This is a genomic window from Collimonas pratensis (assembly GCF_001584185.1).
Lineage (GTDB): Bacteria > Pseudomonadota > Gammaproteobacteria > Burkholderiales > Burkholderiaceae_D > Collimonas > Collimonas pratensis.
Genome location: NZ_CP013234.1, coordinates 3,284,224 through 3,309,937, shown reverse-complemented (window position 1 = coordinate 3,309,937; position 25,714 = coordinate 3,284,224). Strand labels below are relative to the sequence as shown.

25 protein-coding genes are annotated in these 25,714 nt (G+C 57.8%); 10 read left to right on the top strand and 15 right to left on the bottom strand.

Annotated features, from left to right (window positions below):
• Positions 1-182: 182 nt before the first annotated feature.
• From CPter91_RS14805 to CPter91_RS14765, 9 genes are all read right to left on the bottom strand, one after another.
• Complete coding sequence (locus tag CPter91_RS14805) at positions 183-599, bottom strand: peroxiredoxin (protein ID WP_061946267.1); 417 nt, start codon at positions 597-599, stop codon at positions 183-185.
• A gap of 118 nt (positions 600-717) precedes the next feature.
• The gene (locus CPter91_RS14800) at positions 718-1,659 is read right to left on the bottom strand and encodes a polysaccharide deacetylase family protein (protein WP_061941562.1); all 942 of its coding nucleotides are present in this window, start codon (positions 1,657-1,659) and stop codon (positions 718-720) included.
• Positions 1,660-1,752: 93 nt separating this feature from the next.
• On the bottom strand, positions 1,753-2,808 hold the full coding sequence (locus CPter91_RS14795; RefSeq protein ID WP_061941561.1) for a bifunctional UDP-4-keto-pentose/UDP-xylose synthase: 1,056 nt from the start codon (positions 2,806-2,808) through the stop codon (positions 1,753-1,755).
• Between the two features lie 115 nt (positions 2,809-2,923).
• Entirely contained in the window at positions 2,924-3,832 is a 909-nt protein-coding gene (locus tag CPter91_RS14790; RefSeq protein ID WP_061941559.1) for a formyltransferase, read from the bottom strand.
• Positions 3,829-4,785, bottom strand: coding sequence for a glycosyltransferase (locus tag CPter91_RS14785; RefSeq protein WP_061941558.1), 957 nt, complete (start codon positions 4,783-4,785; stop codon positions 3,829-3,831). Before CPter91_RS14785 ends, CPter91_RS14790 begins: the two co-directional genes overlap by 4 nt.
• Before the next feature lie 15 nt (positions 4,786-4,800).
• Entirely contained in the window at positions 4,801-5,937 is a 1,137-nt protein-coding gene (locus CPter91_RS14780; protein ID WP_061941556.1) for a DegT/DnrJ/EryC1/StrS family aminotransferase, read from the bottom strand.
• Positions 5,938-5,990: 53 nt separating this feature from the next.
• A complete protein-coding gene (locus CPter91_RS14775) occupies positions 5,991-6,362 on the bottom strand; it encodes a DMT family transporter (RefSeq protein ID WP_061941554.1) in 372 nt (123 codons plus the stop codon).
• Between the two features lie 12 nt (positions 6,363-6,374).
• Positions 6,375-8,141 (bottom strand): glycosyltransferase family 39 protein, encoded by a 1,767-nt coding sequence (locus tag CPter91_RS14770; protein ID WP_061941553.1) that lies wholly within the window; start codon positions 8,139-8,141, stop codon positions 6,375-6,377.
• Positions 8,134-8,532, bottom strand: a complete 399-nt coding sequence (locus tag CPter91_RS14765; RefSeq protein ID WP_061941551.1) for an Mth938-like domain-containing protein — start codon at positions 8,530-8,532, stop codon at positions 8,134-8,136. Before CPter91_RS14765 ends, CPter91_RS14770 begins: the two co-directional genes overlap by 8 nt.
• Positions 8,533-8,955: 423 nt before the next feature.
• Here CPter91_RS14765 and CPter91_RS14760 point away from each other — a divergent pair, with 423 nt between their 5' ends.
• The 3 genes from CPter91_RS14760 to CPter91_RS14750 all read left to right on the top strand — a co-directional run bounded on the left by CPter91_RS14760 (position 8,956) and on the right by CPter91_RS14750 (position 12,027).
• Entirely contained in the window at positions 8,956-10,185 is a 1,230-nt protein-coding gene (locus tag CPter91_RS14760) for a pyridoxal phosphate-dependent aminotransferase (RefSeq protein ID WP_061941549.1), read from the top strand.
• 78 nt (positions 10,186-10,263) lie between these two features.
• The gene (locus CPter91_RS14755; RefSeq protein WP_061941547.1) at positions 10,264-11,574 is read left to right on the top strand and encodes a homoserine dehydrogenase; all 1,311 of its coding nucleotides are present in this window, start codon (positions 10,264-10,266) and stop codon (positions 11,572-11,574) included.
• Between the two features lie 63 nt (positions 11,575-11,637).
• Entirely contained in the window at positions 11,638-12,027 is a 390-nt protein-coding gene (locus CPter91_RS14750; RefSeq protein ID WP_061941545.1) for a lysozyme inhibitor LprI family protein, read from the top strand.
• A 103-nt stretch (positions 12,028-12,130) separates the two neighbouring features.
• Here CPter91_RS14750 and CPter91_RS14745 read toward each other — a convergent pair whose 3' ends face one another.
• Both CPter91_RS14745 and CPter91_RS14740 read right to left on the bottom strand, forming a co-directional pair.
• Entirely contained in the window at positions 12,131-13,579 is a 1,449-nt protein-coding gene (locus CPter91_RS14745) for an OprD family outer membrane porin (protein ID WP_082792862.1), read from the bottom strand.
• A 229-nt stretch (positions 13,580-13,808) separates the two neighbouring features.
• Entirely contained in the window at positions 13,809-14,717 is a 909-nt protein-coding gene (locus tag CPter91_RS14740; protein ID WP_236905824.1) for a YicC/YloC family endoribonuclease, read from the bottom strand.
• Positions 14,718-14,812: 95 nt separating this feature from the next.
• On the opposite strand from CPter91_RS14740, the gene CPter91_RS14735 reads away from it, so the two are divergent.
• The 5 genes from CPter91_RS14735 to CPter91_RS14715 all read left to right on the top strand — a co-directional run bounded on the left by CPter91_RS14735 (position 14,813) and on the right by CPter91_RS14715 (position 19,322).
• Complete coding sequence (locus tag CPter91_RS14735; RefSeq protein ID WP_014006434.1) at positions 14,813-15,829, top strand: serine/threonine protein kinase; 1,017 nt, start codon at positions 14,813-14,815, stop codon at positions 15,827-15,829.
• Positions 15,830-15,907: 78 nt separating this feature from the next.
• Entirely contained in the window at positions 15,908-16,822 is a 915-nt protein-coding gene (locus CPter91_RS14730) for a PP2C family protein-serine/threonine phosphatase (protein WP_061941542.1), read from the top strand.
• Positions 16,823-16,994: 172 nt separating this feature from the next.
• The gene (gene rph / locus CPter91_RS14725) at positions 16,995-17,729 is read left to right on the top strand and encodes a ribonuclease PH (protein ID WP_061941540.1); all 735 of its coding nucleotides are present in this window, start codon (positions 16,995-16,997) and stop codon (positions 17,727-17,729) included.
• Positions 17,730-17,854: 125 nt separating this feature from the next.
• The gene (locus tag CPter91_RS14720) at positions 17,855-18,649 is read left to right on the top strand and encodes a TatD family hydrolase (RefSeq protein ID WP_061941538.1); all 795 of its coding nucleotides are present in this window, start codon (positions 17,855-17,857) and stop codon (positions 18,647-18,649) included.
• Entirely contained in the window at positions 18,642-19,322 is a 681-nt protein-coding gene (locus CPter91_RS14715; protein WP_061941536.1) for an ankyrin repeat domain-containing protein, read from the top strand. Before CPter91_RS14720 ends, CPter91_RS14715 begins: the two co-directional genes overlap by 8 nt.
• Here the strand turns inward: CPter91_RS14715 and CPter91_RS26975 are convergent.
• Positions 19,319-19,492, bottom strand: coding sequence for an IS4 family transposase (locus tag CPter91_RS26975; protein ID WP_167595177.1), 174 nt, complete (start codon positions 19,490-19,492; stop codon positions 19,319-19,321). The genes CPter91_RS14715 and CPter91_RS26975 overlap by 4 nt on opposite strands.
• 525 nt (positions 19,493-20,017) lie before the next feature.
• On the opposite strand from CPter91_RS26975, the gene CPter91_RS14710 reads away from it, so the two are divergent.
• Both CPter91_RS14710 and CPter91_RS25785 read left to right on the top strand, forming a co-directional pair.
• Complete coding sequence (locus CPter91_RS14710) at positions 20,018-20,662, top strand: O-methyltransferase (RefSeq protein ID WP_167595176.1); 645 nt, start codon at positions 20,018-20,020, stop codon at positions 20,660-20,662.
• Between the two features lie 56 nt (positions 20,663-20,718).
• Positions 20,719-21,588, top strand: coding sequence for an alpha/beta hydrolase (locus CPter91_RS25785; protein ID WP_082792860.1), 870 nt, complete (start codon positions 20,719-20,721; stop codon positions 21,586-21,588).
• A gap of 583 nt (positions 21,589-22,171) precedes the next feature.
• Here CPter91_RS25785 and CPter91_RS14700 read toward each other — a convergent pair.
• The 3 genes from CPter91_RS14700 to hpnD form a co-directional block, all read right to left on the bottom strand.
• Positions 22,172-23,302 (bottom strand): alpha-hydroxy acid oxidase, encoded by a 1,131-nt coding sequence (locus CPter91_RS14700; protein WP_061941530.1) that lies wholly within the window; start codon positions 23,300-23,302, stop codon positions 22,172-22,174.
• 124 nt (positions 23,303-23,426) lie between these two features.
• Positions 23,427-24,773: a hydroxysqualene dehydroxylase HpnE gene (gene hpnE, locus CPter91_RS14695; protein ID WP_061941528.1), complete on the bottom strand. Its 1,347-nt coding sequence runs from the start codon at positions 24,771-24,773 to the stop codon at positions 23,427-23,429.
• A gap of 35 nt (positions 24,774-24,808) precedes the next feature.
• A complete protein-coding gene (gene hpnD / locus CPter91_RS14690; RefSeq protein ID WP_061941526.1) occupies positions 24,809-25,642 on the bottom strand; it encodes a presqualene diphosphate synthase HpnD in 834 nt (277 codons plus the stop codon).
• Between the last annotated feature and the right edge of the window lie 72 nt (positions 25,643-25,714).

Genomic DNA, 25,714 nt, shown 5'->3' with positions numbered 1-25,714 from the left:
ACCGCTTGCAGTGCTAGCACCGCGGCGCGGCGGGCGCCTTGCATCGCATCCAGCTACGTCCGCACAAATGCCCAATTTATTTCCTGGCGGGCCCTAAGCACAAATTAAAAAGTAAAAAAGCCGTTTGGGAAGGCCCTCGGGCCTTTTCCTCAAACGGCTTAACAGAATAATTTTTTGTGAATTCAATGACTTACAAACTCCAATACTTCCTCAACATGCGCAGGCACCTTCACTCCACGCCATTCTTTCATCAATGTGCCGGCGGCGTCAATCACAAACGTGCTGCGTTCGATGCCGCGTACTTGCTTGCCGTACATGTTTTTCATTTTCATGACGTTGAACATGGCGCATAGCGTTTCATCCGGATCGGCAATCAGCTCAAAAGGGAGGCCCAGCTTGGCTTTGAAACCTTCGTGCGAGCGAATGCTGTCGCGGCTGACGCCTAATATGACAGTATTGTGACCCTGGAATTCCTGATGCAGGTCGCGGAACTGGATAGCTTCGGTAGTGCAGCCTGGCGTGTTGTCCTTAGGGTAAAAATACAACACTATTTTCTTGCCATGATAGTCCGATAACTTGAATGTCTGTGCACCGGTCATGGCTGCAGAAAAGTCGGGAACCGTCATGTTGATGATAGAAGGATGGTCTGCCACTTTCTTGTCCTGTTCACTAAAGATTATGATGAATCGGTTGCCAATCAAGGGCTTGATCCGCTGGTCAGGTTTCCTGCATGATCATTTCGCCTGAACGTCCGGGCAACTCCGCCCACGTGAGCGGTGCGACGGGTAACACCTGGTCTTTGACGTGTCGATAATAATCTTCCATCGAGACCAGATCGTAGCCTTGCGCCTGCCAGCCCTGCAGCAACCGCTCGAATATGGGGGCGAGTTTTTGCCCTTCAAGCTCTGCATGCAGAGTAAATACATGATCGCGCGGCGTCGCCGTCAGCGCCAGGATATGCTCGGCGATATTTTCCGGCGTCAGCTCGACGCCGTTGAAGCTGCGCCCCAGCAGTTCGTCCAGCGTCGGCAGGGTGGTCGGCAGCTGGATGCATGCCAGCGTCTTGCCATTGACCTGCAGACGATGCGGCCCCGCGGCCTGGTCGGCCAGCGCGCCGTCGTCGGTGAGCATGGCGCGGCCGTCAGAGGCATAGGCCATGCCGAATTTTTCCAGCTGCTCGAAGGCATGGGGGTTCATTTGCCAGCCGGCGGCGCCATGGGTCAGCGGCGCCCGGCCGAAGATCTGGCGGAAACGGTCAAACGAACGCTGCATCTGCTGGCTGGTCCAGTCGGCGCCGCGTTGCCGCACGTGGTCTTGCCAGACGCGGTGATCCCAGGTGTGGATACCGCACTCGAAACCGGCGGCGTCCACGGCCTGCATGTATGCGGCGCAGGTCTTGCCGATATCCGGCGCAGGCAGCAGCACGCCATACATCAAGGTCTTGAAGCCGTAGTGCTCGACCACCGAGGTGCGCGATACTTTCTGGAAGAAGCCGGGACGGAACACTTGCTTCAAGGCCCAGCCAGTATGGTCGTAGCCGAGCGAGAACAGAAAGGTGGCGCGTGCCTGGTATTTATTCAGCAGGCGCACCAGGTTAGGTACCCCTTCACGGGTGCCGCGATAGGTATCGGCGTCGATTTTTAGGGTGAGGAGAGGCAAGTTGTCTGGTCTGGCTGTAGTAAGGAAAAACAGCGCCCGGACGAGATACGAGACGCGAGCGCCTCGTATCTCGTCCGGGCCTTGGCGTAAAGCTTAGTCCATCAGGGCGCGTGCTTCGGCCACTTGGCCGCGGTAGGCGTCAAAAATATTGCGCAGGGTGTCGGCCATGGTAGTGGTTGGCTGCCAACTCAGTTCGTCGCAAGTATTGGTGATCTTCGGCACACGGTTCTGCACGTCCTGGTAACCCTTGCCGTAGTAGGCCGCCGAAGTGGTCTCGACCAGCTTGACCTTCTTGGCGGAGTCGGCGTACTCAGGATATTCCGCCGCCAGCTTCAGCATCATGTCGGCGAGGTCGCGGATCGAATAGTTGTTAACCGGGTTGCCGATGTTGTAGATCTTGCCACTGGCGACGCCGTCCTTGTTGGCGATGATCTTGATCAGGGCGTCGATGCCGTCATCGATGTAGGTGAAGGCGCGCTTTTGCTGGCCGCCGTCGACCAGCGAGATGTTCTCGCCGCGCACGATGTGGCCGAAGAACTGGGTCACCACGCGCGAGCTGCCTTCTTTCGGCGTATGGATCGAATCGAGGCCGGCGCCGATCCAGTTGAACGGACGGAACAGGGTGAAGTTCAGGCCTTCTTCCATGCCGTAGCCCCAGATCACGCGATCCATCAACTGCTTGGCGCAGGAGTAGATCCAGCGCGGTTTGTTGATCGGGCCGCAGATCAGTTCGGATTGCTCTGGATCGAATTCTTCGTCATGGCACATGCCGTACACTTCCGAGGTCGACGGGAACACCAGGTGCTTGCCGTACTTGGCGGCGGAGCGCACGATCGGCAGGTTGGCTTCAAAGTCCAGCTCGAACACGCGCAGCGGCTGCTTGACGTAGGTCGAAGGCGTGGCGATCGCCACCAGCGGCAGGATCACGTCGCACTTCTTGACGTGGTACTCGACCCATTCCTTGTTGATGGTGATGTCGCCTTCGAAGAAGTGCATGCGCGACTTGTATTCTTCGTTGTCCAGCAGGTCGCGGATGCGGTCGGTCATCATGTCCATGCCGTAGACGTGCCAGTCGGTGGTTTCCAGGATGCGCTTGGAAAGATGATGGCCGATGAAACCGTTGACGCCGAGGATGAGGACTTTTTTCATAATGTTCTATTGTTGTTAGAGTGGCATTCCGCGCGGCGGAATATCAAACACTGCGCTTCCAGGAGGGCAGAGCGGCGACAAGGGCCGTCATACCCGCGAAATCACGCAGCCGGTTTTATAAAAGGATGTTTTTCAGTGCTTCTGGCGCGACCGCCTGGTCATTCGCCAGCAATTGGTTAATCAACAACGCCCGGCCATCGCCGCAGACGCCAACAATGTGATTATCCACTACCGCCAAGCCTTGAGGCAAATTTACCAGCGCATCGGCAGCCAAGTTTGCTGGAAAACTTGCTTTCCCAATAACGAAGGTGCGGCCTTTGGCTATGGTCCAGGCACCAGGATAGGGTGGCGCCACCGCGCGGTACAGGTTGTACACCTTCTGCGCCGGCTGGCTCCAGTCGATTTCGCCGTCGGCCGGCTTGCGGCCGCCGAAGTAGCTGCCTTGCGTCAGGTTATTCGGCATTTTCGGAGTATTGCCTGCCAGCATGGCCGGTAATGCATTCCACAGCGTCTGTTCTGCCGCCACCACTACTTTGCCGAATACTTCGTAAGCTGTGTCGTCGGGCAGGATAGGCACAGAAGTCTGCGCCACGATGCAGCCGGCGTCGGGCTTGGCGGCCATTTCATGCAAGGTGGCGCCGGTTTCGGTTTCGCCGTGCAAGACTGCCCAGTTGATCGGCACCCTGCCGCGGTACTTCGGCAGCAAGGAGCCGTGCATATTGAAGGCGCCGTGCTTGGCCAGGGCCAGCAGATTGAGCGGCAGCATGTGCCGGTAGTAGAAACTGAAAATCAAATCAGGAGCCAAGGCGGCCACCTGGGCCAGCAGTTCCGGCGTCGCCGGATTGTCCGGCGCGGCTGTCGGAATGCCGTGCTGGCGGCACAGCGAAGCAACCGATTCGAACCAGATGGTTTCCTGCGGATTGTCTTCGTGGGTGACCACCAGCGCGACTTCGACGCCGCGCGCCAGCAAGACTTTCAGGCAGCGTACACCGACATTATGATAGGCAAAGACGACGGCTTTCATGAGGCTTGCTTGTCCTCGGAAGAAGACTGCTCCAGCATGGCTTGCACCACGTAGCGTGGACGCGCGCGGACTTGCTGGTAGATGCGGCCGACATATTCGCCGACCAGGCCGATACCGAACAGGATCATGCCCATCAGGAAGAAGGCGAAGGCGAACAGGGTGAACACACCTTGCACCTCGGCGCCGAACAGGAAGCGGCGCACCACCAGCACCACGAACAGCGCGGCGGAAGCGAAGGACAGCACGATCCCGATCAGCGAGAACAGCTGCAGCGGTACGATGGAGAAGCCGGTCACCAGGTCGAAGTTCAGGCGGATCAGGCTGTACAGCGAATATTTCGATTCGCCGGCCGAGCGTTCTTCGTGTTCAACCACGATTTCAGCCTGCTTGCGGGCGAAAGTGTAGGCCAGGGCCGGTACAAAAGTATTGACTTCCTTGCACTGGTTGATCAGGTCCACCACGTTGCGGCCGTAGGCGCGCAGCATATTGCCCTGGTCGGTCATCTTGATGCCGGTGATCTTTTCGCGCAGCAGGTTCATAGCCTTGGAAGCGACGGTGCGCCAGGCCGAATCCTGCCGCTTGCGGCGGATCGAGCCGACATAATCGTAGCCTTCGCGCATCTTGGCGACCAGGTTGCCGATTTCTTCCGGCGGATTCTGCAGGTCGGCGTCGAGCGTCACGACGATATCGCCGCGAGTCGCTTCAAAGCCGGCCAGGATCGCCATGTGCTGGCCGAAATTGCCGTTGAACAGGACTACGCGAGTGACGTCCGGCCGCAGCCGGAACTGTTCCGCCAGGATGGCCGCCGACTTGTCGCGGCTGCCATCGTTGACGTACAGGATTTCATAACTGATGCCAAGTGCGTCAAGCGCCGGATAGAGGCGCTCGAACAGTTTGGCGAGGCCCGATTCCTCGTTGTATACCGGGATGACGACGGAAAGTTCTGGTTTCATCAAGCGCTTGTCGGTTTATTGAAGAACGGATTTTACCGCGGACACAGCGCGTTCGACATCGTTCTTGGTCATCACATTGAACATAGGCAGCGAGACGATCAGGCGGCCGACTTTTTCGGCAACCGGGAACATGCCTTCCTTGAAGCCGCGCGCGCGGTACATGCTGAGCAGGTGGATGGCCGGGTAGTGGTAGCCGATGCCGACGCCGAGCGCCTGCATCTGTTCCATGAAGGTGGCGCGCGCCGGTTTGCCGTCCGAGCGTTCCGGCAGCACCAGCTGGAACATGTGCCAGTTGCTGTTGTCGAAATCCGGCACCGGCAGCTGGGCGCCGTATTTGGCTTCAAAGTCGCTGCCGAAACAGCTGAAGTAGTATTGAGCCAGCGCGCGCCGATGGGCGGTAATCGCTTCGATGTGGGCAAACTGGCCAAGACCGATGGCGGCGGCGACGTCGGTCATGTTGAACTTGCCGCCGAGGACGTCGACGTCGAGGCCGTCGAAGCCGCTGCGGGTCACGCCTTGCAGGCGGTATTTTTCCGCCAGCCGCGCTTCTTCGGCATTGTTCAATACCAGGCAGCCACCTTCCGAGGAGGTGATGTTCTTGTTGGCCTGGAAGCTGAACGAGGCAAAATCGCCAAAGGCGCCGATGCGCTGGCCGTTCCAAGTCGAACCCAGCGCTTGCGCCGCGTCTTCCACCACGCGCAGATTATGTTTCTTCGCCAAGGCATACAAGCGGTCCATGTCAACCGGCAGGCCGGACAGGTAGACCGGGATGATGGCCTTGGTACGCGGCGTGATGGCGGCTTCGACCTGGGCCAGGTCGATATTGCGGGTGACCGGATCGATATCGGCGAACACCGGCGTGGCGCCGGTTTCAATGATGACGTTGGCGGTGGCGACCCAGGAAATCGGCGTGGTGATCACTTCGTCGCCGGCGCCGATGCCGGCGATGCGCAGGGCGATTTCCATGGTGCAGGTGCCGGAATTGAAGGTGCGTACCGGACGGCCGCCGAAATATTCCGACAACTGCGCTTCGAATGCCTGCACCTTGGGACCGCTGGTAATCCAGCCGGAGCGCAGCACATCGCCGACGGCGGCGATGGTGGCTTCATCGATGGTGGGCTTGGCGAAGGGGAGGAATGGTTGTTGGCTCATATTGTTTTATAAGTATGATCTTAAAAATGAGAGGGTAGACTAGCTGGATCAGCTTAGCTGCGGGTTAGCAATACTACGCCGACTATGATGACGCCGATAGCCACCAGGCGCTGGGCGGATACCGCCTCACCCAGGAAATACCAGGCGCCGACGGCGCTGATGACATAGCCTAGCGACAGCATCGGGTAGGCGATCGTGACATCGACCCGCGACAGACCGATGATCCAGACCACCAGCGAAATCACGTAGCAGGTCAGGCCGCCCAGGATCGGCAGCTGGGTGGCCAGCTTGATGCCGGTCGCAAACCAGTTCTGCGGCGTCAGGCTGATGACGCCGACCGCGTTGGTGCCGGCTTTCAGCAGCAGCTGCGCCACGGCGTTGAGGCAGACGCCGGTAATGATGAAGGCAAATGTAGTGAGGTTCATGTCGGTGCCTGCTTATTGTGGTGCGCTGGGTGTACTGGCAGCTGCTGCGGCAGAGGATTCCGCCGGCGCTTCTGCGTTTGCCGCCGGTGCGGCCGGCGCAGGTGCAACTGCGGCAGGAATGCCCTGGTTAGTCACCACCACGCGGCGCGGATCCTGGCCGATGACGCGCATCGGCACGCCTTGCTCTGCCATCTCCTTGTATTTCTCCGGACGGATGATGGCGATGTCCTTCTTGCCGGCAGCGGCATCGGCATTCCATTTGACGACAAAGGCTTCAATCGTCGGGATCCACAGTTGCGGTTCTTGTCCGAGGCCGAATTCCAGTTCATCCATGTGCTTGACCATGGTCATGGTGCGGCGCAGGTAGAACGGCAGCGACTGCTCGTACTTGTCGACCACGTACAAAGTGGTCTCTGGCGTCATTTCGGCATTGATCGCCGGCACCAGGTCGATGCCGGCCGAGTAGCGGCCTTGCGGGTCGTGACCGTACATCAGCAGCTGGCCGCCGATGAAACCGGCGGCGGCCAGGGCGACGATGGCCCATTCTTTTTGGCGGCGGGCCAGCAGCAACCCGGCGACGGCGCCGATGAAGGCGACCACGGACGCGGCGAATACCCAAGGCACGTGCGCTTGCAACAACGGCAGCGAGTAGGCGTCCTTGGCCAGCGACGGAATTTTCCAGGACAAGGCTAGGCCGGCCACTGCCGGCAACAGCAGCAACAGGGCGGAAGCGGTCACCGCCTTGCTCGACGCCTTGTCCAGATGGCAAGCGATCAGCAGCGCCAGCGCCGGGAAGATCGGCAGGATGTAGGACGGCAGCTTGGAATCGGAGATGCTGAAGAAAACGAAAATGAATATGCTCCAGATCAGCAGCATTTTCTTCGGCTGGAAGCCGGACACGGTATGGCTCTCGCGCGCGGCATTCCACAAGCTCTGGAACATCACGCCCAGCCAAGGCACGATGCCGAGGATCAGGATGGGCACGAAATAGTAGGGCGGACCATAACGGTTGTGGATCTTGCTGGTGAAGCGCTGAAACTGTTCGTGGATGAAGAAGAATTGTGGGAACTCAGGATTCTTCAGGGAAATCAGCACGAACCAAGGTACCGTGATCACGAAGAAGAGGATCAAGCCAAGCACCAGGTGCAGGCGTTTCCAGATCGACCAGTCGCGCGAAAACAGGGTGTACAGCACCAGCACCGCGCCTGGGATCAGCAAGCCGATCAAGCCTTTCGACAGCACCGACAGGGCCATGCCGGCCCAGCACAGCAGCATCCAGTTGCGTTGTTCACTGTTGCTGATGTCGCTGCGTTGCGCCAGCAGCAGCGCGCACAGCGCAATCGTCATCATGCCGGACAAGCCCATGTCTAGCGTGTTGATGTGGCCCAGGCCTGCCCACAGGAAGCTGGAGCCGAGCACCAGCGCCGCAAAGAAACCGATGCGCGGCGAGAATACGCGGCTGCCGGTAAAGGCCACCAGCACCACGCCCAGCAAACCGCACAGGCCGGTCCACAGACGCGCCTGCCATTCGCCCAGGCCGAACAGCTCAAAGGTCAGCGCATTCATCCAGGTTTGCAGCGGCGGCTTTTCGAAATACTTGATGCCGTTCAGGCGCAGGGTGATCCAGTCGCCGGTGGCGACCATTTCGCGCGCCATCTCGGCGTAGCGGCCTTCGTCGGTAGGCACCAGGGTGCGTGCGCCCAGCATGTAGCACCAGACGATGCAGAACAGCAGGAACAGCAGCCAGACGAAAGTTTTTGATTTATGCAGTTCACGCATCTTGGGCGGTTTCCTCGTTGGTATCGAAAATCAGGGCGAGCACGACTTTGCGTCCTTCAGCCATCAAAATATTGTAGGTGCGGCAAGCTGCCTGGTTATCCATGCATTCGACGCCGATGCGGCGCGCGGTCAGCACGGTGGTCAGTTTCGGGTGCACGAAACGCTGCCGCAGGCCGGTGCCGAGGATCACGACATCGGGCCGAGTGCTGTCTATATGGGCAAAGTGTTCCGCGGTGAGGGCGTCGAAACTGGCGACCGGCCACACCGCCGGCGCCGATTCCGGCAGCACCAGCAAGCTGTGTTCGTAGCGGATCGCGTTGATTTCCACGCCCTTGTCATCGTAGGCCGTGACCGTCTGATATTGCTGGGTCGAGGTGGTATGTAGCTTCATTGCTTTATCTTTAAATAGTTGGGGACTGAGCACGACACTCTGTCCGGCAAGTAGTTAACATGTCATGGCCGGCGGGATGACAATTTGGAAAAACCTAAGGATAGACCGCGGACGGCGTGTAAATTCCCGGAAAATGGAAAATAAAGTGCTGCATTGTAGCGTTTTCCGCCCATAAGCTTGCGGTATTGATTGATAAAACCCCACGCTTTCGGCAGAATGGATGGTTCTGGCGATGTTTTGTGCACCGCCGAAAAGCTGTCTGAAAAGTCGTGAAATGCTAGGGTGCATAACCCTGGGGCACCCTTACAAGGGGTAGCCGCAAGCATTTGTTGCGGCGCACCTACTCCCGTGTGACGATACCCCAATTTTCCAGACAGCTTTTTAAAGCTGGATAATGTTGCGTAAAATACAAGGAATTGTGCTGTGCGACCGATTCAAAAATCGAAAAAACTGGATGATGTCTGTTACGACATCCGTGGCCCCGTGCTGGAAAAAGCCCGGCAGATGGAAGAAGAAGGCCATAAGATCATCAAGCTGAACATCGGCAACCTGGCGGTGTTCGGTTTCGAGCCGCCCGATGAAATCGTGCAGGACATGATCCGCAACATGGGCAACGCCTCCGGCTATACCGATTCCAAGGGCATGTTTGCGCCGCGCAAGTCGGTCATGCATTACTGCCAGCAAAAGCAGATCCAGGGCGTCACCATCGACGACATCTACCTGGGCAACGGCGCTTCCGAATTGATCGTGATGAGCATGAACGCGCTGCTCAACACTGGCGACGAGGTGCTGGTGCCGGCGCCCGACTATCCGCTCTGGACCGCCGCCGTCAGCCTGTCGGGCGGCACGCCGCGCCACTACGTGTGCGACGAGCAGGCCGGCTGGTTTCCGGATATCGAAGACATCAAGAAGAAGATCAACAGCAACACGCGGGCGATCGTCGTCATCAACCCGAACAATCCAACCGGCGCCCTCTATCCGGTGGAACTGCTGCAGCAGATCGTCGACCTGGCGCGCCAGCACCAGCTGATCATTTTCGCCGATGAGATCTACGACAAGGTCTTGTACGATGGTGAAACCCATACCTCGCTGGCTGCGCTGGCGGACGACGTGCTGTTCATCACTTTCAACGGCTTGTCGAAAAACTATCGTTCCTGCGGCTACCGCGCCGGCTGGATGGTGGTGTCGGGCGAGAAAAAGCATGCCAAGGGTTATATTGAAGGCCTGAACATGCTGGCCTCGATGCGCCTGTGCGCCAACGCGCCGGGGCAGTACGCGATCCAGACCGCGCTGGGCGGCTATCAAAGCATCAACGATCTGGTCGGGCCGCATGGCCGCCTGACGCGCCAGCGCGATCTGGCGTATCAGTTGCTGACCGATATTCCGGGCGTCACCTGCGTCAAGCCAAAAGCTGCGCTGTACATGTTCCCGCGCCTCGATCCGAAGATGTATCCGATCGCCGACGACCAGGACTTCGCCTACGAATTGCTGGCGGAACAGCGCGTACTGATCGTGCAGGGCACCGGTTTCAACTGCCCGACGCCGGATCATTTTCGCGTAGTGTTCTTGCCGAACACTGATGACCTGGCCGATTCGATGGGCCGCATCGCGAGTTTCCTGGAAGGCTATCGCCGGCGCAACGGCAAGGCTTGAAATAAGGTTTTTTAACACGCCGGGCGGGCACGGTTGCCGCTCCGGTATCAGCAGATTTTTTCACAGACAGCAGAGATCATGAAATCCATCAAGGTAGGTTTGCTTGGCATAGGTACGGTCGGTTCCGGCACGTTCAACGTATTGAAGCGCAATCAGCAAGAGATTGCAGCGCGCGCAGGGAGAGCTATCGAGATTACCATGGTGGCCGATCTCGATACCGAGCGCGCCAAACTGTTGACCAACGGCGAAGTCACCGTGGTCAATGACGCCAAGCTGGTGGTCAATAATCCCGACATCGATATCGTCATCGAACTGATCGGCGGCTACGGCATCGCCAAGGATCTGGTATTGCAGGCGATTGCTAACGGCAAGCATGTGGTGACCGCCAACAAGGCGCTGATCGCCACCCATGGCAACGAGATTTTCAAGGCGGCGCAAGAGAAGCGCGTGATCGTCGCGTTTGAAGCGGCGGTGGCCGGCGGCATCCCGATCATCAAGGCGCTGCGCGAGGGCCTGACCGCCAACAGCATCCAGTGGATCGCCGGCATCATCAACGGCACCACCAATTTCATCCTGTCCGAGATGCGCGACAAGGGTCTCGACTTCGACGTCGTGCTGAAAGAAGCACAACGCCTGGGCTATGCTGAAGCTGACCCGACCTTCGATATCGAAGGCGTCGATGCCGCCCACAAGCTGACCATCATGGCCTCGATTGCATTCGGCATCCCGGTGCAGTTCAACAAGGCGCATGTGGAAGGCATCACCAAACTGCAGGCTACCGACATCCGCTACGCCGAACAGCTGGGCTACCGCATCAAGCTGCTCGGCATCACCAAGCGCACGCCAGGCGGTATCGAGCTGCGCGTGCATCCGACCCTGATTCCGAGCAAGCGCCTGATCGCCAATGTCGAAGGCGCCATGAATGCAGTGCTGGTGCGCGGCGACGCCGTCGGCGACACGCTGTACTACGGCAAGGGCGCCGGCGCCGAGCCGACAGCTTCGGCCGTGATCGCCGACCTGGTCGACATTACGCGCCTGGCCACCGCCGATCCAGAGCACCGTGTGCCGCACCTGGCGTTCCAGCCGAACGCCATGGCCGACACGCCGATCCTGCCGATGGCGGAAATCACCACCAGCTACTATCTGCGCATGCACGTCGCCGACCAGCCGGGCGTGCTGGCCGACGTCACGCGGATCCTGGCCGACTCTTCTATTTCGATCGACGCCATGCTGCAAAAAGAGCCAGCCGCAGACGAGACCCGTACTGATATCATCATGCTGACGCACCAGACCCAGGAAAAGAATGTGGAAGCGGCGATCGTCAAGATCGAGGCGCTGAGCACCGTGGTCGGCAGCGTCACCAAGATTCGGCTGGAAGAACTGGGTTGATCGAAGTACCGCTTCGCCTGCCGGCCAGGCTGGCCGATGGCGAAGCTTTTCCAAGGAGAGTGTATGCGTAAGTTGCTGATGGCCCTGTGCCTGGTAGTGCCTGCTGCAGCGTTTGCTCAGGTTGATCCATGTCTGTCGCAGAGCAATACGATCGAAATGAATACCTGCGCCAAGACTGCTTTCGACAAAGATGAGAAAGTCCTGAACGAGACCTATCAGCAACTGGTCAAGCAGATCACCAAGCCGGACCAGGATGGCGTGCGCTACGGCGAAGTCAAGAAGAAGCTGATTGAAGCGCAGCGCGCCTGGGTCGGTTTCCGCAAGAAGGATTGCGATGCCGTGTATACCTATAATGAGAGCGGCACTATTCGTGATATCGAATTCCTGGGCTGCATGCGCGCCCACACCGAACAGCGCACCAAGGAACTGAAGAATTTCATCGTCGAAAAATAAGCCGTTCGCCCAGGATCACCGGTCCAGGCAATACGGTTGAAAAAAAGCCGCGGCAGTCTGTACTCTGCCGCGGTTTTTTTGTGTCCGCATTTTTATCCGGCGCTTAAAAAATATTCATGGGCATGTTCAGGACCAGCCGGTAGATGGTATTGCCGGCGTCCGAGTATTGCGCGTTGGCCCGATGATGCATCAAGGTCAGGTTAACGCTGCTGCCTTTCAGCTTGCCGGTTTGTACCACATAGGTCGGGATCATGCCGATCTCCCAATGCTTGCCGTGCACCGGCGCGCCGTTCTTCCAGTACAAGCCATACAAGCTGCTGGCCGGATCGGCGTTGGCGGCCGCGCTGGCCGAGGCATCTGCGCCCCAGCCCTGCACACCCCAGGTCATGATTTTCAAACCGGGCACGCCGTAGCTGCCCAGATCTACCGTGTGCCGCAGCTGCAGCGATTGTTCGCCGGGAGCGTTGTAATCGACGTTCATCGAATTGCTGAGAAAATCGCCGGCGCCTTCGCCGACATAATCGAAGAACTGCTTGCCTTGGATTTTCTGATACGCCAGCAGCACCGTATGCGCCTTGTGCTGGGCGCTCAGGGCCACGCTGTAGGCATTGGTGTTGATGCTTCCTTGCCGGCTGCTGCCCTGGTTGCGCGTGGCATAGTAATTCAGCTGGCCGGTCCAGCACAGTGTATTGGCGTCGCCGATGCTGTGCGAGAGGGCGGAGTAGTACTGGTCCCAGACGTTTTCGGCGCGGCTGGCGTACAGCGAGACCTTGGTGTCCGGGCTGTAGGCATAGTCGCCGCCGAGATAGCTGAAACGATCCAGCTGGATGCCGCCATAGGCCGTGCGCAAGGGCTGCAAACGGGTTTGTCCGCGCGGCTGGCTCCTGGTAAAGCTGCCGGCAGCCAGGCTGAGGCCGGCAATTTCAGTGCTGATCAGGGAGGTGCCGAGGAAGGTTGGCGGCAGGGCGCGGTTGTCATGCGGTTCCAGGAAAGGGTTATGGACGATTTGCGCGCCATATTTCACTATCGTGTTCGAGACCCGGGTCTTCAGGTCGTACAGCCCGAAGTAGGTCCATGCCTGCTGATTGCTGCCACCACCGGCAGGATCCACGTGCACCATGTTGCCGGCGCCGTTGCCGCCATTCAGCTTCAATGCGCTGAACAGGCCGGCATCCGCACCGAGGCCGATGGCGCCAGTAGTAAAGCCGGATTCAAAGTTGAGCTGGCTGCCCAGCACCGAGGCGTCGCGGGTGCTGGCGCCCTGGGTTTCCAGGTGATCGGTGTAACTGCGCAGCAGCCAGTTGAGATGGCTGTCGGCGATCAGGCCCTTGCTGTCGGCCTGTTGCGAACTGGCTGCAGGCTGCGCCGCTGCGGCATGGCCCTGGTCGATAGCGTCGCCGTCGATGATGCCATGTTCGCCGTGTTCTTCGCTTCTGCTGAATGGACCAGGGTGGGCGGCTGGCTTGGCTACGTCGGTATTCGCCGCATGGGCGCAGATCGTTGCGGCGGCTGTCAGTGGCGCCAGATGGCGCACTAAGGCAAGGATATTCAATGCTGGCTCCCCCCACCCTGGCTGTTGCAAGCGCCGCGGCGGAATTATGTATTTATCATGAGTTTGAGCCACCGATGCTACGCAAGGGCATTTGATATTGCAATATTGACAATTAACTTTGCCTGTAGGATTAAGCTGAGAATGGTGGCTGCTTTTTCCGGGAGGGGTGGAAGGCTGCAGAAACCCTGTTTCTGCAGCGGTAAGGCGGGAAGTGGAAAGTGGGACTGCTTTATTCCAGGTTTTGCACCTGTTCGCGCATCTGGTCGATCAGCAGCTTCAACTCCATGGAAGCGTCAGCCAATTCCTTGATCGCCGCTTTTGAGCCCACCGTATTCGCTTCGCGATTGAGTTCTTGCATCATGAAATCCAGGCGCTTGCCGACTTGGCCGCCTTTTTTCAGGATGTGGCGGGTTTCATTGAGGTGGGCGGCGAGGCGCGACAGCTCTTCAGCGATATCGATGCGGATGCCGTACAACGTGACTTCCTGGCGGATCCGGTCCAGGGCTTCTTCGCGTGACAGGCCGTTGTTGCCGGCATCCTGCTGCGCCAAGCCGAGCGCTTCCTGCATCCGCTCCGTGGCTTTTTGCTGGAATTGCGCCACCACCTGCGGCACCAGCGGCGTAATCCGCTGCACGATGGCGTCCATGGCGTCGATACGGGTGATCAGCGTGGCTTGCAGGGCCGCGCCTTCACGTGCGCGCGATTCGACAAACGCTTCCAGGGTGGCGCTCATGGTAGCCTGGACGTCAGCTTGCAGCGTATCCTGGCTGATCACCGCTTCTTCGATCACGCCGGGCCAGCGCAGCAGCTCATTGACCGTGAGCGGCGCGGCTTCGATGAATTGCTGGCGTACCGCGCTTTGCAGGTCGGCCAGGGAAGCCAGCAGTTCAGTGTTCAAGGCTTGCGACGCGCCCGATGCGGCTTTACGGCCGAAACTCAGCCGGCACTCGACCTTGCCGCGGGCAACGCGGCCGATAATGGCCTCGCGCAGCGCCGGTTCGAGCGAGCGCAAATCGTCGTTGATGCGGAATTGCAGGTCGAGAAAACGCGAATTGACGCTCTTGATCTCGATGGTAATCGTGCCTGCTGCCGTCTCGCGATTGGCGACGGCGTAACCTGTCATGCTACAGATAGTCAAAATGCTGTCCTTTGTTTCTGGTTTGCAAGGGTTTTTCTTTACAAATCAGCGATTTATCAAGACAATCCTTACACCATTTACTAGGGTAGGATCGCATGGCCGCACAAAACAATGCTCCATTGCCTGACGGGCTAAAAATTGCTGGATACCGCATTGTAAAGAAGATTGCTTCTGGCGGGTTCAGTATTGTCTATCTGGCATACGATGAGGATGGCAACGCAGTCGCCATCAAAGAATATCTGCCGAGTTCATTGGCGTTACGCCAATGGGGGGAACTCGCGCCGGCGATTTCGCCGGAAAACCTGCCGACCTTCAGGATCGGCTTGAAATGCTTTTTCGAGGAAGGGCGCGCGCTGGCGCGCATCGCACATCCGAACGTGGTGAGCGTGATCAATTTCTTCCGCGCCAATGAAACCGTGTATATGGTGATGGCCTATGAGTCCGGCCGCTCGCTGCAGGAACATATCCTGCGCCGCCGCGACAAGGGCGAGAAGCCGCTGGTGTCGGAAAAATTCATCCGCAAGATGTTCCGCCACGTGATGAACGGCTTGCGCGAAGTACATACGCACAAGCTGCTGCACCTGGACCTGAAGCCGGCCAACATCTACCTGCGCGCCGACGGCACGCCGATCCTGCTGGACTTCGGCGCCGCCCGCCAGACTTTGCGTTCCGATTCGCCCAAGCTGTACCCAATGTATACGCCCGGGTTTGCTCCGGCTGAATTGTATGAGCGTAATGGCAACCTTGGGCCGTGGACCGATATCTACAGTATCGGCGCTTCCATTTTTGCCTGCATGGTCGGCGCGCCGCCGCAGCCGGTCGACCAGCGCAAGGTCAATGACAAGATGGAAGGCCATTTCCGCAAGCTGGAAGGCCTGTATTCGCCGGAACTGATCCAGGTGGTGCGCTGGTGCCTGATGATCGATCCGCTGCAGCGGCCGCAAAGCGTGTTTGCGGTGCAGCGGGCATTGATGGAACCGGTGCAGGAAGAAGAAGTGAGCGTGCGCGACATGGTGACGCGCAAGATCCGCAATGTCTTTTTCACGCATATCCAGTTCCGCCGCAAGGCCGAGAGCAATCCGGACACCACCATCCAGGAAAACACCCAGTAACCTGCTGGCTGGGCGCATCGCGTCCGCGCCGGCCGTGTTTTAGCCTTATTCTTAGTAAGAACACCATATAGAGAAGTCATGCGATTTTCTGTTTATCAAGAGAGCCATATCGGTGGCCGCAAGGTCAATCAGGACCGGATGGGGTATAGCTTCACGCGTGACGCTTTGCTGCTATTGCTGACCGACGGCATGGGCGGCCACCTGCACGGCGAGATCGCCGCCAACATCGCGATGCAAACCATCGGTTCGCTGTTCCAGAAGAATGCCCAGCCGTATATCAAGAAGCCGGAGCGCTTCCTGGAAGACAGTTTCTATGCCGCGCACATGGAAATCCATCGCTACCGCGAAGTGCACAAGCTGCCGGAAACGCCACGCACCACGGTGGTGGCCTGCCTGATCCAGCACAACAGCGCGTTCTGGGCGCATTGCGGCGATTCGCGCCTGTATTGGATGCGCAATGGCCAGATCCTGGCGCGCACGCGCGACCACTCGCGCATCGAAAGCCTGATCGCCCAGGGCAAGGCCGATCCTTCGGAGCGCGCCACCCACCCTGACCGCAACAAGCTGTTCAACTGCCTCGGCGCCACCAACATGCCGATCGTCGAACTGTCGCGCCGCGTCAGCCTGCAGGCCGGCGACGTCATGCTGCTGTGCTCGGACGGCTTGTGGTCGATGCTGCCGGACCACCTGCTGGCGCAGCGCCTGCAAACCAGCACCATCGTCCGTGCGGTGCCGGAGCTGGTGAACAATGCGCTAGGGATTGCCGGCAAAACCAGCGATAATATTACCGCTTTGGCAATGGCCTGGGGCAGCGATCCGAATATTGACGATCCTTCCAGCTCTATCGTCACGCACACGCTGCCGATCGGCAGCCTGACCACCACCATCCAGGCGCCGCGGCTGGGCGCGGTGGATGCGCCGGATGGCTTCAGCGATGCCGACATTGAACAGGCGATTGCGGAGATCCGCGGCGCTATTGAGAAAAATATCTAATACCATGGCCGGATATTGGGTAGGGTGGGCACGCCTTTGTGCACACGCGTGAAGTCACGCCATGTACATGCCGCGCCGGTGCCACCCAGGTGTGTACTCCGGTTATCGCGGTCACGCGTGGGCACGGGTGCCCACCCTACGAAACGTTTGAATTTTAAGAAATGAGTTGAACATGCCTACTATTACCCGTCCTAGCGGCCGTGCCGCCGATGCCTTGCGCACCGTGCGCCTGACCCGCAACTACACCAAGCACGCCGAAGGTTCGGCGCTGGTCGAGTTCGGCGACACCAAAGTGATCTGCACCGCCAGCCTGGAAGAGAAGGTTCCCGGCTTCCTGAAGGGCAAAGGACAGGGCTGGCTGACCGCGGAATACGGCATGCTGCCACGCTCCACCAATACCCGCATGGACCGCGAAGCGGCGCGCGGCAAGCAATCCGGCCGCACCCAGGAAATCCAGCGTCTGATCGGGCGTTCCTTGCGTGCCGCTTTCGACCTGCAGGCTTTCGGCGAACGCACCCTGCACCTGGACTGCGACGTGATCCAGGCCGATGGCGGCACCCGCACTGCGGCCATCACCGGCGCCATGGTCGCCGCCTACGATGCTTTCACGCAGCTGCTGGAAAGCAAGGCGATTGCCGCGATCCCGCTCAAGCACTTTGTCGCCGCGATTTCGGTCGGTGTCTATCAAGGCACGCCAGTGCTGGACCTGGACTATGTCGAAGATTCGGGCTGCGATACCGACATGAACGTGGTGATGACCGATACCGGCCATTTCATCGAAGTGCAAGGCACGGCGGAAGGCGTGGCTTTCGACCGTCCGACCCTGAACAGCCTGCTGGACCTGGCGCAAGGCGGCATCGGCGAGCTGATCCAGTTGCAGAAGCAGGCTTTGGGCCTGGCTGAATAAATGTAGGGTGGGCACCCGTGCCCACGCGGGATGCACGCTTTGGTCCGTTAGCGCGTGGGCACAAAAACGTGCCGACCCTACATGCATGCCGCCGAGGCTTGTCCGCAAGCGATATAATCCTGTCTATGTATATCGATTCCCACTGCCATATCAATTTTCCGGAGCTGTCCGCCAGGATGCCGGAAATCCTCGCCAAGATGGCGCAAAACCAGGTGACCCACGCGCTGTGCGTATCGGTCGATCTGCCGGATTTCCCGCAGGTGCTGGCGCTGGCCGAGACCTATCCGCACATCTTTGCCTCGGTCGGTGTCCACCCCGACTATGAAGATACGCCGGAACCCAGCGTCGACGACTTGATCCGCCTGTCTGACCATCCGAAGATCATCGCCATCGGCGAAACCGGCCTCGACTATTACCGCTTGCAGGGCGACCTGGAATGGCAGCGCGAGCGCTTCCGCCGCCATATCCGCGCTTCCCGCGCGACCGGCAAACCGCTGATCATCCATACCCGTGCCGCCTCGGAAGACACCATCCGCATCATGCAGGAAGAGGGCGCGGGCACCAATGCCGGCGGTGCCGGCGGCGTCATGCATTGCTTTACCGAATCGCTGGCGGTGGCCGAAGCGGCGATCGCCATGGGTTTCTATATTTCCTTTTCCGGCATCGTCACCTTCAAGAGCGCCAAGGAGCTGCAGGCGGTGGCGCTGGCCGTGCCCCTGAGCAGTACCCTGATCGAAACCGATTCGCCCTACCTGGCGCCGGTGCCGCATCGCGGCAAGATGAACGAGCCTGGCTGGGTCATGCATGTCGGCGAATTCCTGGCCAACCTGAAGGGGGTGACGGCGGCCGAAGTGGCGCAGCGGACCACGGATAATTTTTTCAATTTGTTCAAACTGGCAAAGGATCAGGCTCATGTTTAAATTGCACACGCGCAGCCGTTCTGGTTTTTCCGCTCTGCTGTTGCTGCTGGCGGCGCTGGCATGGCTGCCGTCGGCCGCCTGGGCTAACAACAGCGACGATTTTTTCAAGGCCGCCAAGATGGATGACGAGCGCAGCATGAAGGCGCTGCTGGCGGCCGGCGTCAGTCCCAATCTGATACAAAAAGAGCGCGGCGAAACCGGCTTGATGGTGGCTGTGCGCGAGGAATCGAAGAAGGTCTTCAATGTTTTATTGAATGCAAAGGGTGTCGACCTCAACATCCGCGCCCGCAACGGCGATACCGCGCTGATGATCGCCTCCTATAAGGGCGACGTGCCGATGGTGAAGGCCTTGCTGGAGAAGGAAGCCGAGCCGAACAACACCGGCTGGACGGCGCTGCATTACGCGGCGGCGATCGGTAACGATGAGATCGTGCAGATGCTGCTGGACGCCTCCGCGTATATCGACGCCGGTTCGCCCAACAATACGACACCGATCATGATGGCGGCACGCGCCGGCAAGATCCTGACGGTCAAACTGCTGCTCGACAGCGGCGCCGACGTTACCCTGAAAAACGATGTCGGCATGAATGCGATCGACCTGGCTAAGAAATTCGATCACAACGACATCGCCGACGGCTTGGCGCAACGCCTGCAGAAAGCCGGCAAGCTCTAACTCATCTCTTCGTCGAGCCTTGGCTTGGCCGGCGGTACTTTGTCTCGCAACAGGTAGGTAGCTTGAATTTCGTCCGGATCGAAGAGCAAATCGGCGTCCAGGCTGGGGCAGGCTCGGCCCAGCCGCATCAGGTGCGCATCATGCGCGCCGCCCCCTTCCCCCTCCAGCATCTCGCGCCTGTGCGTAACCGCATAGGTGGTATCAGGTACATGCCACGCTGCGCTTCGTAGCTTAATGCACGATGTGTTTTACAGGGGTGGCTTATATAGTTGCATTATTGGCCGAAAATGAATCATTGATATTATTTCGGTTAAAAGACATTCTTTTATAATGAAATCCGGCAGTGTTTTTTGCACGGCCTGAGTGGGTCATTGTCAGCTGACTCGGTTCAGTCTGCTCCGACGCACTTATCTTTGCAAAAGAATGGTTGCTTAATGGTAAATATGCGAAAGCAAGAAATTCAGGCAACGCTTGCCAATTAGGTAGAGTCTGTAGGAATCGAGGTCGCCCGGCGTATGCCGGAAGATACTACCAATCCCCTGAAAAGGGTCGCGAATTGATGCGGCTTCGGCGGTCCGAGCGCAATTTCGCACGTTCATCAAAAGACTCGGCGTTATCCCTCACAGATTATCGTCGGCGTTTTCACCAAGCTAACTGAGTGCCTCCGAAAACTTTATTATTTAAAAGAGGCTGTCTTGTCTAGAAAAATCCAAACTGCAGGTGAATCTTATGTGGAATCTTTATATGCACGAGAAGATGACACATTGCATACAATTAGAATTTCTGTCAATGAGCAATCTCAATTTATACAGATTGCTCCAATGGAGGGAAAAATTATTCATGTTTTGTTGAAAATGATTAATGCCAAAACTGTTCTGGAAATCGGAACATTGGGCGGTTATTCAGCCACATGGATAGCACGTGCTTTACCTGATGATGGAAAATTAGTGTGTATAGAAAAATCTGAGGAACACTATTTAATAGCTAAACAGAATTTTGACAGCATAACAGAAGGTAAAAAAATTAATCTCCTCAAAGGAGATGCTAAAGAAATTTTACAAAATTTTGACTCAAGTTTCGATGCTATCTTTATAGATGCAAATAAATCGGCATATCCTTACTACCTTGAGCAAGCATCCCGATTGCTCCGGAAAAATGGATTAATTATTGCCGACAATACTTTTCTTTTTGGACAGGTTTACGATCCTGCTATAAATGGGGATAAAGAAAAAATAGTCGGTGCCATGAGAGAATTTAACAAGCAAATTAGCGATTCCGCTCGCTTTACCAGTGTCATCTTGCCAACAGATGATGGATTAACTATAGCGATCAAGAATTAAAAATCGCTCTGGTTCTGTGTAAATCTCTCACAAGGTAAATTTAAAATCTAAATATTATGAAAAAACAGGAAAATGAAGTAATACTCTTGCAAGTAAAGCCAAATTACAACCTAATACCTGGATTACTTGCCACAGAACGAGAAGAAAAAGCTCCGTGGGCAAATGATGTACTAGTAATAAATAATATAACTGTTGGTAGTATTGCCATTTTTCCAGCTAAAAATATTGCTTCAGGCAAGGCTGTTATTGTATGCCCGGGTGGTGGATACGGAGTAAGCGCCTTTTCGCATGAAGGGTTGGCTGTAGCAAAAGAACTAAGCGAAGCAGGTATAACCGCTTTTGCGTTGAAATTTCGCCTACCTAGCGATAATGTGATGACTCATAAAGAAATAACTCCATTGCAGGATTTGCAACAAGCAATATTATATGTGCGGCAAAATGCGTATCGCTGGAATATCAATCCAGATCAGATTGGAACCATGGGTTTTTCGGCAGGAGGGCATTTAGTAGCTACTGCAGCATCGCATTACGATATAAATACAATTGAAAATCCTCAGCATATCAATTTGCGCCCTGATTTTATGGTGTTGGTATATCCTGTTATTAGTTTCCAAGATAATTTAGTCAGTTTAAATACTCGCCAAAATTTGCTGAGCAATAATCCAACCCAAGATCAAAAAGATTATTTTTCAAATGAATTGTATGTAACAGCGAATACTCCGCCAACCTATCTGGTACATGCTAAGGATGATGATACTGTAAAGGTAGAGAACAGCATTGTTTATTATGAAATGTTGCAACGCAAAAAAATTCCTTCGCAATTGTATTTGTATAAAAATGGTGGTCATGGATTTGGGTTAATTAATCCTGCAAGCAATATACATTGGATGAATGACTGTTTGAAATGGATAGCAAAGATGCAGTAATTGCGAAGACCTGCTTAGTTATCATGCCCTTGCACAAATCCCCTCGCCATGCTTGAAATCGAACTAATTGGCTAATTTGCACAACGGCCCTTATAAACTTTCGATTTTTCGCGTTTACTGTTGTCGACGGTTGGGATGAGACCATCGCAACGTATCGTTTCCTGGGTAATGATTCGGTCGATTGGTGGAACGACATGGCGTCGCACTGGCGGCAGAGGCAGCTGCGCATGCAAAAGGAGCTGGTGGCACTGTGCCTGCAAGACACGACTGAACTCAATTTTAATGGTCAGAAAATTGAGGGGCTCGGCCCGTTGCTCCATGACAGCCAACGAGGCATGTACCTGCATCCCACCACGCCGTCGCGCCCGAGCACACAGCGCTGGGCGTGGTTGATGCCCGGATGTTAGTGCGGCAGCAGTTGCGGGCGCGCCGGGTGGAACTGGCCGCCAGCACATAGTTTAGTCGCCACAACGAGGGGGCGGGCCTGGCACCATTCACTACACTTGCTTTTAAGCGAGTGGGTAGGTACGTGTTCACTGCAACGGGTTTTCACGGTAACGAGGTCGCTTACAGGTTCTTAGCGTCAGCTCAGGATCTGCGGTCCGACATCCTTGATGTCCTTGCTGCCGGTCAGCGCCATGCTGACATCCAGTTCCTGTTGCAGGATCTGCAGCATGCGGGTCACGCCCGCTTCGCCCATAGCGCCCAGGCTGTAGAGGAAAGCGCGGCCGATCATGGTGCCCTTGGCCCCCAGCGCCACCGCTTTCAAGACATCCTGGCCGCTGCGGATGCCGCCGTCGAACCAGACTTCGATCTGGTCGCCGACCGCATCGACAATCGCCGGCAGCGCTGAAATCGACGACACCGCGCCATCCAGCTGGCGGCCACCGTGATTGCTGACGACGATGGCGTCGGCGCCGGTGGTGGCGGCAATCTTCGCGTCTTCGACGTCGAGGATGCCTTTCAGGATCAGCTTGCCGCCCCATTGCTCCTTGATCCAGGCAATGTCGTCCCAGCACAGGCTCGGATCGAATTGGCTGGCGGTCCATTTGCTCAAGGTCATGATGCCGTCGGCGCCGGCCACGTGGCCGGCCAGGTTGCCGAAGGACTTGCGGCCGCTCAGTGCGCGCAAGGCCCAGCCGGGCTTGGTGGCTAGGTCGAGCAGGTTGGCGATGGTCATCTTGGGCGGCACCGACATGCCGTTCTTCAGGTCCTTGTGGCGCTGCCCGAGGATCTGCAGATCCAGCGTCAGCACCAGCGCCGAGCATTTGGCAGCCTTGGCGCGTTCGATCAGCGACTTGATGAAGCCGCGGTCGCGCATCACATACAGCTGGAACCAGAACGGCTTGGTGGTGACGCTGGCGACGTCTTCGACGGAGCAGATGCTCATGGTCGACAGGGTAAATGGGATGCCGAATTTCTCCGCCGCGATGGCGCCCAGCATTTCGCCGTTGGCCCACTGCATGCCGGTCAGCCCGGTTGGCGCAATCGCCACCGGCATCGCCACCTCTTCACCGATCATGGTGCTGCGGGTGGAGCGCTGGTCGACATTGATGGCGACCCGCTGGCGCAATTTCAGGGCTGCGAGGTCGCTGCTGTTGGCGCGATAGGTGCTCTCGGTGTAGGAGCCGCTGTCGGCATAGTCGTAGAAGGCTTTGGGGACGCGTTTTTTGGCCAGCAGACGAAAATCTTCAACGCAGGTGATGACAGGCATGGAGCTCTCCGCAAATCTAATATTTATAGTGTGCCGCTATATTAGATGAAAAGAATGCGGCTGAAGTGCAATTCAATTGATGTCTGGCATGAAGCTTTTTCAACTGCCCGGCCGTTACAGCCCGCTAGCGCAGCTGCAGCAGTAATTCCCTGGCCGCCTGCTGGCCGCTGCGCACGGCCGATTCCAGGGTCGCCGGATAGTCGCTGGCGGTATAGTCGCCGGCCAGCATCAGCCGCTCCAGACCGCTGTCGTTGGCCGGCCGCGCCAGGCCCGGGGTGCAGGCGAAGGTAGCGCGTTTCTCTGAAATCACCTTGGTCCACAAGGGCTGCGCCAGCTGCGGCTGTTTGAAGGCGGCGGCAAGCTGGCTTGCCAGCGCGCTGCCCAGTGCCTGATGGCCGTCCTGGATTGCCGCGGACGAAGCGCTGATGACCACGGCCAGCAAGCCGGCCTGGGCCGGATCGAGTTGGCCGCGGTCGAACACGAACTGGCCCCAGGCCGCGCCGCCGTCCGTATTGTCCGGATCGTCGAGCAGGGCGAAAAAGGGTTGCGGCAGCCGTGTGCTGCTCGCATATTGCAGATAGCAAGTGGTAATCGGCTCGTAGGCAAAGCTGCGCAAGATGGCCAGCAGTTCGGTGTCGGCACTGCCGTCCAGCAGCGTCGCCGCGATCTCCGGCGGCGTCGCGACGACCACGGCGTCGAAGTTCTGGCTGCTGTCGCCGCTTTGCAACTGCCATTGCTGGCCGTCGCGCCGCAGCTGCCTGACGCTGCGGCCGGATTCCAGGCTGCCGCCGCGTTCTTCGATGAAGGCCGCCGCCTGTTGCGGAAACAAGCTGCTCAGGTCACGCCGCGGCAACAGCATGTCGGAGGCGCTTCTGCGTGCCCCCAGGCTGTCGCGCAACACTGCCAGGAAGACTTGGGCCGAAGCGTGCTCGGGCCGGGTGTTGAGGGCGGCGATGCACAAGGGACGCCACATCAGCTGGATCAGGCGATCAGTCTGGTCGAAGCGTTCCAGCAAGGTGCTGACGCTGCAATCGTCGTTCAGGCGCCAGTCCATCCAGCGCGCGGCCGAGGAAAAACGCGCCAGCGCCAGCTTGTCTTCGCGTTGCAGCCCTGTGGCGCGCCACAGGGCCAGCAGCAGATGCAAGGGCGCAGGCAGGCGCGGTGCGCTGAATGTCATGCCACCGCTGCCGGCCGGGTAGTTCATCTGCAGCGGCAGGCGCAGCATGGCCTGCTCCGGAGCGATGCCGACCTTGCGCATCATCTGCAAGCTTTGCTTGTAGGCGCCGAGCAGGATGTGCTGGCCGTTGTCGAGCACGGTATCGTCAATATCGACCCGGCGCGCACGGCCACCCAGCTGGCGGCTGGCTTCATACAGGGTGACCTGATTTCCGGCCAGGGTCAGTTCGACGGCGGCGGTGCAGCCGGCCCAGCCGGCGCCGATCACGGCAATATGCTGTGCTTCGATGGCCATTTCAGGAAATCGAACAGAAGGCGGACGGGATCAGCTTAGCCACGCACATAAGTCTTCCAGGCCAGCCACAGTTTGCGAATAGGCGTCAGCGAAATGCGCTGGTTCAGCACATGGAAACCATCGCGCTCGATCTCACCGAGCAGGGCGCGGTAGATCGCCGCCATCATCAGGCCGGGGCGCTGGGCGCGCCGGTCCTGCTTGGGCAGCAAGGCAAACGCTTCATCGTAAGCTTGCTGTGCGCGCGCCACCTGGAAGCGCATCAGGTTGACGAAATTCTCGCTGTAGCGGGCATTGAGGATATCGGCCGCGGTGACATTGAATTGCTGCAGTTCGTTAACCGGTAAATAAATACGACCCTTGCGGCCATCTTCGCCGACGTCGCGGATGATGTTGGTGAGCTGGAAGGCGAGGCCGAGCTTTTCGGCAAACTGCAGGGTTTGCGGCTGGCTTACGCCAAAGATGCTGGCCGACAGAATGCCGACCACACCCGCCACATGCCAGCAATATTGCTTGAGGCCGGGATAATCCAGGTAGCGGGTCTGGTTTAGATCCATTTCCATGCCGTCGATGATCGCTTGCAGGTGCTTGCCTTCCAGTCCATAGGTCAGCAGGTGCGGCTGCAGCGCCTGGGTCACCGGATGCGAGGGATTACCGGCCAGCATGGCGGCGATTTCCTTGCGCCACCACATCAGCTTGCTGCGCGCCACGCTTTCATCGGTGCAGTCGTCGACGGTGTCGTCCACTTCACGGCAAAACGCATACAGGGCAGTAATGGCGCGGCGACGCTCGACCGGCAGGAACAGGAAGCTGTAGTAAAAACTGGAACCGCTTTGGGCGGCTTTTTGCTGGCAATAATCGTCTGGTGACATGGATATAAAAAACGGTAATGAGCGCTAATGAATACTTGGTGCTGGCGGCTACGGACAGCTTGAAAACGACTT